Genomic DNA, 11,542 nt, shown 5'->3' with positions numbered 1-11,542 from the left:
GTTTTTCCACCTGCGCATCCAGGCGCTCCACCGCGCTTGCGGTCGAAAAGAGATCCCCATGAAAGACACCATTCGCCAGCTGCTCCAGCAAGCCCTCACCCAACTCGTCACCGACGGTGTGCTGCCTGAAGGGCTGTCGCCGGCGATCCAGGTGGAAAACGCCCGGGACAAGACCCACGGCGACTTCGCCAGCAACATCGCCATGATGCTGGCCAAGCCGGCCGGCATGAAGCCGCGTGACCTGGCTGAGAAACTGATCGATGCACTGCCGGCCAGCGCCGACATCAGCAAGGTCGAGATTGCCGGCCCAGGCTTCCTGAACTTCTTCCAGAACACCGATGCCCTGGCCAACCGCCTGGACGCCGCCCTGGCCGACGCCCACCTCGGTGCACGCAAGGCCGGCCCTGCGCAGAAGGTGGTGATCGACATGTCGGCACCGAACCTGGCCAAGGAGATGCACGTCGGCCACCTGCGTTCGACCATCATCGGTGACAGCGTCGCGCGCGTTCTGGAGTTCCTCGGCGACGAAGTGATCCGCCAGAACCACGTAGGCGACTGGGGCACCCAGTTCGGCATGCTGCTGGCCTACCTGGAAGAAAACCCGATCACCAGCGACGAGCTGTCGGACCTGGAAAACTTCTACCGCGCCGCCAAGAAGCGTTTTGACGAATCCGAAGAGTTCGCCACCCGCGCCCGCGGCCTGGTGGTCAAGCTGCAGGCCGGCGACCCGGAGTGCATGGCCCTGTGGACGCGCTTCAAGGACATCTCGCTGTCGCACTGCCAGAAGACCTACGAACTGCTCAACGTCAAGCTGACCATGGCCGACGTGATGGGCGAAAGTGCCTACAACGCCGACCTGGCCAACGTGGTCTCCGACCTCAAGGCCAAGGGCCTGCTGGTCGAGGACCAGGGCGCACAGTGCGTGTTCCTCGAAGAATTCAAGAATAGCGAAGGCGAGCCACTGCCGGTGATCGTGCAGAAGGCTGACGGCGGCTACCTGTATGCCACCACCGACCTGGCTGCGGTGCGCTACCGCAGCAACGTACTCAAGGCCGACCGTGCCCTGTACTTCGTCGACCAGCGCCAGGCCCTGCACTTCAACCAGGTGTTCGAAGTAGCCCGCCGTGCAGGTTTCGTCGGCCACCCGATGCAGATGGAGCACATGGGCTTCGGCACCATGAACGGCGCCGACGGCCGCCCGTTCAAGACCCGCGACGGCGGCACCGTGAAGCTGATCGACCTGCTCACCGAGGCCAAGGAGCGCGCCTACGCGCTGGTCAAGGAAAAGAACCCGAGCCTGGCTGAAGACGAATTGCGCCACATCGGTGAAGTGGTAGGGATCGGCGCAGTGAAATACGCCGACCTGTCCAAGCACCGCACCAGCGACTACAGCTTCAACTTCGAACTGATGCTCAACTTCGAAGGCAACACTGCGCCTTACCTGCTGTATGCCTACACCCGCGTCGCCGGCGTGTTCCGCAAACTGGGCAAGGGCTTCGACGAAGTCGACGGCAACATCGTGCTGCAGGCCGCTCACGAGCAGGACCTGGCCGCGCGCCTGGCCCAGTTTGGCGAGATCCTCAACAGCGTCGCCGACAAGGGTACCCCGCACGTACTGTGCAGCTACCTGTATGACCTCGCCGGCCTGTTCTCGAGCTTCTACGAGAACTGCCCGATCCTCGCCGCCGAAACGCCGGAACAGCAGCAGAGCCGCCTGCGCCTGGCTGCCCTGACCGGTCGCACCCTCAAGCAAGGTCTGGAGCTGCTCGGCCTGGAAACCCTGGAGCGCATGTAAGTTGGCTGCCAAGAAAAAACCAGCGCCAAAACGCGGCGCCAGCCGCCAGACGGCCCCAGCCAAGCAGCCGATCCCCGGCTGGGTATGGCTGGCGGTCGGCCTGACGATCGGTGCTTTCATCGTCTTCCTGATGAAGCTCGAACCCGGTGGCGGTGACATCAAGCGCACCAAGCCCGAGCAGCAGAAGCCGGAGAAGGTGGCCGAGGCCAGCAAGTTGACCACCCCTGCAACACCACAGCAGCCGGTGAAGCCGAAGTACGACTTCTACACCCTGCTGCCGGAGTCCGAGGTGATCGTGCCGCCTGAGGCTGTGCCGGAGAAGACCCCGCCTGTGCCTGCGCAGCCGGTGACCCCGGTCACACCAGCCGAAGCGGCGAAAATCGACACCGCTCGCGCCCAGGCCGCACTGCTGGGGCAGACGCCACCACCAGCACCACCGGTGATCAAGCCAGCGGCGACCACGCAGTACTTCCTGCAGGCCGGTTCGTTCCGCAAGCAGGCAGACGCCGACAAGGTCCGCGCGCAAATCATCCTGCTCGGCCAGGTGGTCAAGGTCGAGTCGGGTACGGTCAAGGAAGAAACCTGGTACCGCGTGCTGGTCGGGCCGTTCAGCAACCGCGAACAGCTGACCGTGGCGCAGAAACAGCTGGCGGGGGCCGGGTTCAGCAACCTGCTGCTGCAGCAGCGACAGACCCGCCAGTAACGAAAAAGGCCTTGCCGCACAGTGCGACAAGGCCTTTTTTGTGGGCGCCAGGTGCCTTATCGGCTGCGGGCGTTGGCTTCGGAAACCTGGCTGTTCAAGGTCCAGAAGTCATACAGCACACCCACCAGGCACAGGCCGCCGGTGAAGAAGTAGATGATCGCCGAGATCCACTTGCCCTGGTACAGGCGATGCACGCCAAAAATGCCCAGGAAGGTCAGCAGGATCCAGGCGATGTTGTAGTCGATGCGCCCGGACTGGAAACGCATGTCGGCCTCACGGTCCATCGACGGGATCAGGAACAGGTCGATCAGCCAGCCGATGCCGAGCAGCCCCAGCGTGAAGAACCAGATCGTCCCGGTGATCGGCTTGCCGTAGTAGAAGCGGTGCGAGCCGGTGAAGCCGAAGATCCACAGCAGGTAACCGATGACCTTGCTGTGGGTGTCGTGGTACGGCGTCCCCTGTTGATAACTGTTCATTCATAGCCCTCGTGGGTTATCCGAAAATTTTCTAAACAAAAATGTGACTTTTCCGTAGCAGGCCGACGTACGGCATCATGACAATCGACCAACGGCCCTGAAAGGGAGCAAAAAGCTGTTATAAAGTTGCGCGCCAAACACATAAACATTCATAAGAGCTTCATCTATGCCGCCTTTCTTCAAGACATGGCTGACCCTCTGCCTATTATTGCCCCTGGCCGCCCACGCCACCAATCGTGAGCAACGTCTTCCCAATGGTTTCACCGGCTACACCAGCAATGCCTCGGTGAAACATGCGCCCGTCAAGCAGACCACGCTGCATGCACGCTCGAACTATTCGGGCAAGGGCCACAACCTGCCTGCCGTTGCGGCGATGTCGCCGAAGCAGAGCAGCGATGTGCTCAGCCGTGCGGTCAATGTGCTCGGTACCCCTTATGTTTGGGGCGGCAGCAACCCGAAAAAAGGGTTCGACTGCAGCGGGCTGGTCAAGTACGCCTTCAACGACGTGGCAGACGTCGACTTGCCGCGTACGTCCAACGCCATGGCCCAGGGCCACGGGGTGAAGGTGGCCAAGGGCGACCTCAAGCCAGGCGACCTGATTTTCTTCAACATCAAGAGCCGCCGGGTCAATCACGTTGCCATCTACCTGGGTAACGACCGCTTCATCCATGCGCCGCGCACCGGCAAGCGGGTGAGTATCGACAGCCTGAGCAAGCCTTACTGGCAGCAGCATTATGTGGTTGCCAAGCGCGTGTTGCCGAAAGAGCAGCAACAGCTGAGCCTGGCCAAGCGCTAATCGGTTCCAACCTTTTCGCGGGCTTGCCCGCGAAGAGGTTGGAACAGGCACTAGAGATCGCCGATCAATCCTTTCGCCCTCAGCCCCCGCATCGCCCCCTCCATCGTCCGCATCCCCTCCGCCGCCCCGGCCTGCATCACCGAACCCAACTGCGCCATGCGCCCCTCACGCACCAGATTGCGCACCGCCGGTGTCGCCACCAGCACTTCTCGCGCTGCCACTCGGCCGCCGCCCACACGTTTGAGCAGCACCTGCGCCACCACCAACCTCAGCGACTCTGCCAGCATCGCCCGCACCAACGGCTTCTCCTCTGCCGCAAACACCTCTACCAGCCGGTCAATGCTGCTGGCGGCCGACCGCGTATGCACCGTGGCCAGTACCAGATGCCCGGTCTCCGCTGCGCGCAGCGCCAGGCGGATGGTTTCCAGGTCGCGCAGTTCGCCAATCATGATCACATCCGGGTCCTGACGCAGGGCACTGCGCAGCCCTTGAGCGAAGTCACGACAATGCCGGCCAATCTCACGCTGGCTGACCAGGCTGCGCTGGCTGCTGTGGATAACTTCGACGGGGTCTTCGAGGGTGATGACATGCTGCGCCTGCTCTCGATTGAGCCGGTCGATCAGTGCCGCCAGGGTGCTCGACTTGCCGCTACCGGTCGGGCCGCCTACCAGCACCAGGCCATCCGCATGCTGCGCAACGGCTTGAAACACTTCTTCAAGATCAAGTTCATCGACACCGGCAATACGTTTCGGAATCAGACGAAACGTGGCTGCCAGGCCGTTCAGCTGTCGAAACAGATTGAGACGAAAACGCCCCAGTGATGGCAACTCCAGCGCCAGATCCAGCTCATCGCCCTGCAACCATTGCCGGCACTGGCCTTCGTCGAGCAGCGGCGTCAATGCGGCGTTCAAAGCTGCTGAGGTCACGCTCGGCAGCGCCATGCGCCGCAGCTCGCCATCCACGCGCAGCATCGGTATCTCGCCCGCAGCCAGATGCAGGTCGCTCGCGCCTGCCTCCACGGCCCGGGCCAACAGGTCGGTCACGTCCATGAGACTCCCCAATAGCCATCAAGCAGGTAGAATGCCGAAGATCTCCAGAGCCGACGGCATCGATCCATGTCCACCATAGCAGACAACCTTTCCGCCCTAGCCGCCCGCATCCACAGCGCCGCCCAGGCTGCCGGACGCGACCCGGCCAGCGTCCAGCTGCTGGCGGTGAGCAAGACCAAACCGGCCAGCGCCATTCGCGAAATCCACGCGGCCGGCGTGCGTGATGTCGGTGAAAACTACCTGCAAGAAGCCCTGGCCAAGCAGGAAGAACTGCGCGACCTGCCCTTGATCTGGCACTTCATTGGCCCCATTCAGTCGAACAAGACCAAAGCCATTGCCGAACATTTCGACTGGGTACACTCCGTGGACCGCCTGAAGATCGCCCAACGCCTGTCCGAACAGCGCCGTGCGGGCTTGCCAGCGCTGAACATCTGCCTGCAAGTGAACGTCAGTGGCGAAGACAGCAAGTCCGGTTGCGCCCCGGCCGACCTGCCAGCACTGGCCAAGGCCGTGGCGGCACTGCCAAACCTGCGCCTGCGTGGGCTGATGGCAATCCCCGAGCCGAGCGAAGATCGTGCCGCCCAGGAGGCCGCCTTCGCCAGCCTGCGCCAGCTTCAGGAAAGCCTGGGCCTTGGCCTGGATACCCTGTCGATGGGCATGAGCCACGACCTGGAGGCGGCCATCGCTCAGGGAGCGACCTGGGTACGTATCGGTACCGCCCTGTTCGGCGCGCGCAATTACGGCCCCGTCTGATTCCATGCTTTACTCACTCTTTCCTTCAAGGACCTGACATGAGCAAGACACGTATTGCCTTTATCGGCGCCGGCAACATGGCCGCCAGCCTGATCGGCGGCCTGCGTGCCCAGGGCCTGGACGCGGCGCAGATCCGTGCCAGCGACCCCGGCGCCGAGACCCGCACCCGCGTCCAGGCCGAACACGGTATCGAGGTGTTCGAAGACAACGCCCAGGCCATTGCCGGTGCCGACGTGGTCGTGCTGGCAGTCAAACCACAGGTCATGAAGGCCGTGTGCGAGGCGCTAAAGCCGAACCTGGCAGCCGGTCAACTGATCGTCTCGATCGCCGCCGGCATCACCTGCGCCAGCCTGCAGACCTGGCTCGGCGCCCGCCCGGTGGTACGCTGCATGCCCAACACGCCGGCGCTGCTGCGCCAGGGCGTCAGCGGCCTGTACGCCACCGCTGAGGTTTCCGCCGAACAACGCCAGCAGGCCGAACAACTGCTGTCGGCAGTCGGTACCGCCCTGTGGCTGGAGCACGAGCAACAACTGGACGCCGTCACCGCGGTCTCTGGCAGTGGCCCGGCCTACTTCTTCCTGCTGATCGAAGCGATGACCGCTGCTGGCGAAAAACTGGGCCTGCCACGCGAAACCGCCTCGCAACTGACCCTGCAAACCGCCTTGGGCGCCGCGCGCATGGCCGTGGCCAGCGATGTCGACGCCGCTGAGCTGCGCCGCCGTGTCACCTCGCCAGCCGGCACCACCGAGGCGGCGATCAAGTCGTTCCAGGGCAATGGCTTCGAAGCCATCGTCGAGCAGGCGCTGGAAGCGGCGTCGAAGCGTTCCGCCGAGCTGGCCGAACAACTGGGCAAATAAGGAGCTGTTGATGAATGCACTGTCCGGCGCCGCGATCTTCGTGGTGCAAACTCTGGTCAGCCTGTACCTGGTGATCGTTCTGCTGCGCTTCGTACTGCAACTGGTCAAGGCCAACTTCTACAACCCACTGAGCCAGTTCGCCGTGCGTGCGACCCAGCCACTGCTCAAGCCGATCCGTCGGGTGATCCCCAGCATCGGTGGCCTGGACACTTCGTCGCTGCTGCTGGCGATCGTCATCCAGGCGCTGCTGATGGGCTTCGTGCTGATGGTCACCTACGGTACCTTCGGCGACGTTCTGCACCTGCTGATGTGGGCCATCATCGGCATCACTTCGCTGTTCCTGAAGATCTTCTGGGTGGCGATGATCGTCATGGTGATCGTTTCCTGGGTCGCACCGAACAGCCACAACCCGGCTGCGGAGCTGGCCTGGCAGATCAGCGAACCGGTGCTGGCACCGTTCCGCCGCATCGTGCCCAACCTGGGCGGCATGGATATCTCGCCGATCTTCGCCTTCCTGGCGATCCAGGTGATCCAGTCGTTCGTCATGCCGCCGCTGGCTGCCTATGCGGGCATGCCACAGGAACTGTGGCGGATGATCTGAGCCTCAAGCACTGCTGCTTAACCCAGTGGCAAGCCTTCGCTTGCCGCTGGGGGGAGTGCTCTTTAGACTTACGCCTCCGTCAAGCGTGAGCAGGGTCGATGTCCACTGTCCTTCCCGAAGATTCCGTCGGTCTGGTTACACCGCAAATTGCCAGGTTCGATGAACCACTGGCCCTGGCCTGTGGCCGTTCGCTCAACAGCTACGAGCTGGTCTACGAGACCTATGGCACCCTGAACGCCAGCGCGAGCAATGCCGTGCTGATCTGCCATGCCCTGTCCGGCCATCACCATGCCGCTGGCTACCATGCCGCCACCGACCGCAAGCCGGGCTGGTGGGACAGCTGCATCGGCCCTGGCAAGCCGATCGATACCAACCGCTTCTTCGTGGTCAGCCTGAACAACCTCGGCGGCTGCAATGGCAGCACCGGCCCGAGCAGCATCAACCCGGCCACCGGCAAGCCCTATGGCGCCGAATTCCCGGTATTGACCGTGGAAGACTGGGTGCATAGCCAGGCACGCCTGGCCGACCGCCTGGGCATCCAGCAGTGGGCGGCTATCGTGGGTGGCAGCCTGGGCGGCATGCAGGCCCTGCAGTGGACCATGACCTACCCCGAGCGCGTGCGCCACTGTGTAGATATCGCCTCGGCACCCAAGCTGTCGGCGCAGAACATCGCCTTCAACGAAGTGGCCCGTCAGGCCATCCTTACCGACCCCGAGTTCCACGGCGGCTCGTTCCAGGATCAGGGCGTGATCCCCAAGCGCGGCCTGATGCTGGCGCGCATGGTCGGCCACATCACTTACCTGTCCGACGACTCGATGGGTGAAAAATTCGGCCGCGAACTGAAGAGCGACAAGCTCAACTATGACTTCCACAGCGTCGAATTCCAGGTAGAAAGCTACCTGCGCTATCAGGGCGAGGAATTTTCTGGCCGTTTCGACGCCAACACCTACCTGCTGATGACCAAGGCCCTGGACTACTTCGACCCGGCTGCGGCCAATGGCGGCGACCTGGCGGCGACCCTGGCCCACGTCAAGGCGGATTACTGCATCATGTCGTTCACCACCGACTGGCGCTTCTCGCCGGCCCGCTCGCGGGAGATCGTCGACGCCCTCATGGCGGCCCGCAAGAACGTCTGTTATCTGGAAATCGACTCGCCTTACGGCCACGATGCCTTCCTGATCCCCACGCCTCGCTACATGCAGGGTTTCGCGAACTACATGAACCGCATCGCCATCTGAGGACAGCATGAGAGCCGATCTGGAAATCATCCACGACTGGATTCCCGCCGGCAGCCGGGTACTCGACCTGGGCTGCGGCAGTGGCGAGCTGCTGGCCTCGCTGCGTGACCGTAAGCAGGTCACCGGCTATGGCCTGGAGATCGACCCCGACAACATCGCCGCCTGCGTGGCCAAGGGCGTCAACGTCATCGAGCAGGACCTCGACAAAGGCCTGGGCAACTTTGCCAGCAACAGCTTCGACGTAGTGATCATGACCCAGGCCCTGCAGGCCGTGGAGTACCCTGACCGCATCCTCGACGAGATGCTGCGGGTGGGCCGTCAGTGCATCATCACCTTCCCCAACTTCGGCCACTGGCGCTGCCGCTGGTACCTGGCCACCAAAGGGCGCATGCCGGTTTCGGACTTCATGCCGTACACCTGGTACAACACGCCGAACATCCACTTCTGCACCTTCGCCGACTTCGAAGAGCTGTGCCATGAGCGCCGCGCCAAGGTCCTTGACCGCCTGGCCGTCGACCACTTGCACCGTAACGGGTGGGGTGGGCGGCTTTGGCCTAATCTTCTAGGTGAAATCGGCATTTATCGCGTCAGCAGCCCGGGCCTGCAGGAGCATCAACTGGCGGTCTGACGCCCACCGGAGGATTCGCACCATGCGTCGCCTAGCCCTGTTCCTGATCAGCCTGTGCCTGGCCCTGCCAGTGATGGCGGCCGATGCCGCCCGCCCCGAGCGCAAGGAAGTCTTCGGCGACGTGACGGTGCACTACAGCGCCTTCACCTCGAACATGCTGCAGCCGGACATCGCCGCTGCCACCGGGCTGAATCGCAGCAAGAACCAAGGCGTGCTCAACATCGCCGTGCTCAAGGCCGACAAGCCCGCCATGGCGGTGGTCAGCGGCACGGTGAAAGACCTGACCGGGCGCACCAGCCCGCTGTCGTTCAAGCAGATAACCGACCAGGGCGCGGTGTACTACATCGCCCAGTTCAAGATCGAGCAGGCCGAGACCCTGACCTTCGACCTGAATGTCGAAACCGGCGGGGTCAGCCACCAACTCAGTTTCAACCAGGAAGTGTTCCCAGGCGAATGATGAATTTCCAGCAACTCGTATTGGCCAGCCACAACGCCGGCAAACTCAAGGAACTCCAGGCCATGCTCGGCCAGTCCGTGCAGCTGCGCTCGATCGGTGAGTTCAGCCAGGTAGAGCCTGAGGAGACCGGCCTGTCGTTCGTCGAGAACGCCATCCTCAAGGCCCGCAACGCGGCGCGCATCTCCGGCCTGCCAGCGCTGGCCGACGACTCCGGCCTGGCAGTGGATTTCCTCGGCGGCGCGCCGGGCATCTACTCGGCGCGCTATGCCGACGGCAAGGGTGACGCGGCGAACAACGCCAAGCTGCTTGAGGCCCTGCAAGATGTACCGCCAGAGCAGCGCGGTGCCCAGTTCGTCTGCGTGCTGGCCCTGGTGCGCCACGCCGATGACCCGCTGCCGATCCTTTGCGAAGGCCTGTGGCACGGCAGCATCCTGTTCGAGGCAAGCGGCGAGCATGGCTTCGGCTACGATCCGCTATTCTGGGTGCCGGAGCGCAAGTGCTCCAGCGCCGACCTCGCCCCTGTGGATAAGAACCAGCTCAGCCACCGCGCGCGCGCCATGGCCCTGCTGCGTCAACGTCTGGGCCTGGCATGATCGCAACGCTGCCCGAAGCCAGCGCGGTGGCGCTCACCAGCCTGCCGCCGCTGGCGCTGTACATCCACATCCCGTGGTGTGTGCGCAAATGCCCTTACTGTGACTTCAACTCCCATGCCGCCGGGCCTGAGCTGCCAGAAGAGGCTTACGTCGACGCCTTGTTGACCGACCTCGACCTGGAACTGGCCGCCGTGCAGGGCCGGACCCTGTCGTCGATCTTCTTCGGCGGCGGTACGCCGAGCCTGTTCAGTGCCAATGCCCTGGGGCGCCTCCTGCGTGGCGTGGAGCAACGCATCCCGTTCGCGGCGGACATCGAAATCACCCTGGAGGCCAACCCAGGCACCTTCGAGCAGGAGAAGTTCAAGGCCTACCGGCAGACCGGTATCAACCGCCTCTCGATCGGTGTGCAGAGCTTCCAGCCAGCCAAGCTGGAGGCGCTGGGCCGCATCCACAATGGCGACGAAGCGATCCGCGCCGCCGGCATGGCGCGATCAGCCGGCTTCGACAACTTCAACATGGACCTGATGCACGGCCTGCCCAACCAATCGCTGGATGACGCGCTGGGTGACCTGCGCCAGGCCATCGACCTCGGGCCGACCCACCTGTCGTGGTACCAGCTGACCGTCGAGCCGAACACGGTGTTCTGGAACCAGCCACCGGAGCTGCCTGAAGACGATACCCTGTGGGACATCCAGGAAGCCGGCCAGGCGCTGATGGCGGCCAACGGTTTCAAGCAGTATGAAGTTTCGGCCTATGCCCAGACTGACCGCGCTGCCAAGCACAACCTCAATTACTGGCGTTTCGGCGACTTCATCGGCATCGGTGCTGGCGCCCACGGCAAGTTGACCTTCACCGATGGCCGCATCCTGCGGACCTGGAAGACCCGTCTGCCCAAGGACTACCTGAACTTGGCCAAGCCGTTCAAGGCCGGCGAGAAGCTGTTGCCGGTGGATGAGCTGCCGTTCGAGTTCCTGATGAACGCTCTGCGCCTCACCGATGGCGTGGAAGCCGAGTTGTTTACCCAGCGCACCGGGCTGCCCTTGGCGCAACTGGCGCAAGCCCGCCGCGCAGCCGAACAAAAGGGCCTTTTGCAGGTCGAACCGGATCGACTGGCGGCCACACCGCGCGGCCAGCTGTTCCTCAATGACCTGCTGCAGTATTTCTTGACCTAAGGATGACCCATGGATCTGGTACTTGATCTGCTCGCCACGGTTTCGCGCTGGAGCCGCAGCAATCTGTCTGAGATTTCCCTGGCCCTGGTAGGCTGCCTGCTGGTGCTGTTCGGCACCGACATCAAAGGCTGGGTGGACCAGCGCCTGGGTGCCCTGGCGGGCGCGCTAAGGGTGCCGGTGATGGCTGCCCTGGTGATGATCGGCAGTGGTGCGGCGCTGATCTATGCCACACCGTGGGTGGTGAAGGGTTTGGGGCAGTTCAACAACTACGCGCTGGCGCCGGTGTTGTTGGTGGTGCTGGTGTTGATTGGCGTGGTGGCTGATCGCCGCGGGTGAGCCTGCTAAAAGCTGCCCCGGAGAACCAGGGCAGCCCTACCACCTGACTAGCCCTTATTGGGCATCATCGAAGTGGTCGCGCATGAAG

General features: G+C 63.3%; 14 protein-coding genes. 12 read left to right on the top strand and 2 right to left on the bottom strand.

Annotation, left to right across the window (positions count from 1 at the left end; all coding sequences use genetic code 11):
* Positions 1-58: 58 nt before the first annotated feature.
* Complete coding sequence (gene argS, locus F6X59_RS06700; protein WP_152955545.1) at positions 59-1,795, top strand: arginine--tRNA ligase; 1,737 nt, start codon at positions 59-61, stop codon at positions 1,793-1,795.
* Between the two features lies 1 nt (position 1,796).
* Positions 1,797-2,498: an SPOR domain-containing protein gene (locus F6X59_RS06695; protein ID WP_152955544.1), complete on the top strand. Its 702-nt coding sequence runs from the start codon at positions 1,797-1,799 to the stop codon at positions 2,496-2,498.
* A gap of 56 nt (positions 2,499-2,554) precedes the next feature.
* On the opposite strand, the gene F6X59_RS06690 is transcribed toward F6X59_RS06695, so the two are convergent.
* Positions 2,555-2,974, bottom strand: a complete 420-nt coding sequence (locus tag F6X59_RS06690; RefSeq protein ID WP_152955543.1) for a TM2 domain-containing protein — start codon at positions 2,972-2,974, stop codon at positions 2,555-2,557.
* Positions 2,975-3,140: 166 nt separating this feature from the next.
* On the opposite strand from F6X59_RS06690, the gene F6X59_RS06685 reads away from it, so the two are divergent.
* A complete protein-coding gene (locus F6X59_RS06685; protein WP_152955542.1) occupies positions 3,141-3,770 on the top strand; it encodes a C40 family peptidase in 630 nt (209 codons plus the stop codon).
* A 50-nt stretch (positions 3,771-3,820) separates the two neighbouring features.
* Here the strand turns inward: F6X59_RS06685 and F6X59_RS06680 are convergent, their stop codons facing one another.
* Positions 3,821-4,819, bottom strand: coding sequence for a type IV pilus twitching motility protein PilT (locus F6X59_RS06680; RefSeq protein WP_152955541.1), 999 nt, complete (start codon positions 4,817-4,819; stop codon positions 3,821-3,823).
* A gap of 66 nt (positions 4,820-4,885) precedes the next feature.
* Between F6X59_RS06680 and F6X59_RS06675 the strand changes: the two genes are divergently transcribed.
* From F6X59_RS06675 to F6X59_RS06635, 9 genes are all read left to right on the top strand, one after another.
* Positions 4,886-5,572 carry a YggS family pyridoxal phosphate-dependent enzyme gene (locus tag F6X59_RS06675; protein ID WP_152955540.1) on the top strand — a complete coding sequence of 229 codons (687 nt, stop codon included), beginning with the start codon at positions 4,886-4,888 and terminating at the stop codon, positions 5,570-5,572.
* 38 nt (positions 5,573-5,610) lie between these two features.
* The gene (gene proC / locus F6X59_RS06670; RefSeq protein ID WP_152955539.1) at positions 5,611-6,429 is read left to right on the top strand and encodes a pyrroline-5-carboxylate reductase; all 819 of its coding nucleotides are present in this window, start codon (positions 5,611-5,613) and stop codon (positions 6,427-6,429) included.
* A gap of 10 nt (positions 6,430-6,439) precedes the next feature.
* Positions 6,440-7,030: a YggT family protein gene (locus tag F6X59_RS06665; RefSeq protein ID WP_027920981.1), complete on the top strand. Its 591-nt coding sequence runs from the start codon at positions 6,440-6,442 to the stop codon at positions 7,028-7,030.
* Positions 7,031-7,128: 98 nt separating this feature from the next.
* Entirely contained in the window at positions 7,129-8,268 is a 1,140-nt protein-coding gene (locus tag F6X59_RS06660) for a homoserine O-acetyltransferase (protein ID WP_152955538.1), read from the top strand.
* Between the two features lie 7 nt (positions 8,269-8,275).
* Entirely contained in the window at positions 8,276-8,896 is a 621-nt protein-coding gene (metW, locus tag F6X59_RS06655) for a methionine biosynthesis protein MetW (protein WP_110632944.1), read from the top strand.
* Positions 8,897-8,918: 22 nt separating this feature from the next.
* A complete protein-coding gene (locus F6X59_RS06650; protein ID WP_152955537.1) occupies positions 8,919-9,353 on the top strand; it encodes a DUF4426 domain-containing protein in 435 nt (144 codons plus the stop codon).
* A complete protein-coding gene (gene rdgB / locus F6X59_RS06645) occupies positions 9,350-9,946 on the top strand; it encodes an RdgB/HAM1 family non-canonical purine NTP pyrophosphatase (RefSeq protein WP_152955536.1) in 597 nt (198 codons plus the stop codon). Before F6X59_RS06650 ends, rdgB begins: the two co-directional genes overlap by 4 nt.
* Positions 9,943-11,118 carry a radical SAM family heme chaperone HemW gene (gene hemW, locus F6X59_RS06640; protein WP_152955535.1) on the top strand — a complete coding sequence of 392 codons (1,176 nt, stop codon included), beginning with the start codon at positions 9,943-9,945 and terminating at the stop codon, positions 11,116-11,118. The genes rdgB and hemW overlap by 4 nt, the downstream gene beginning before the upstream one ends.
* A gap of 9 nt (positions 11,119-11,127) precedes the next feature.
* The gene (locus F6X59_RS06635) at positions 11,128-11,454 is read left to right on the top strand and encodes a DUF3392 family protein (RefSeq protein WP_027920975.1); all 327 of its coding nucleotides are present in this window, start codon (positions 11,128-11,130) and stop codon (positions 11,452-11,454) included.
* Positions 11,455-11,542: the final 88 nt, after the last annotated feature.

This window comes from Pseudomonas sp. MN1F (assembly GCF_009391885.1).
In the GTDB taxonomy this organism is placed as follows: Bacteria; Pseudomonadota; Gammaproteobacteria; order Pseudomonadales; family Pseudomonadaceae; genus Aquipseudomonas.
Note: the sequence above shows the minus strand (reverse complement) of the source record. Positions and strands in the feature narration are given on the sequence as shown.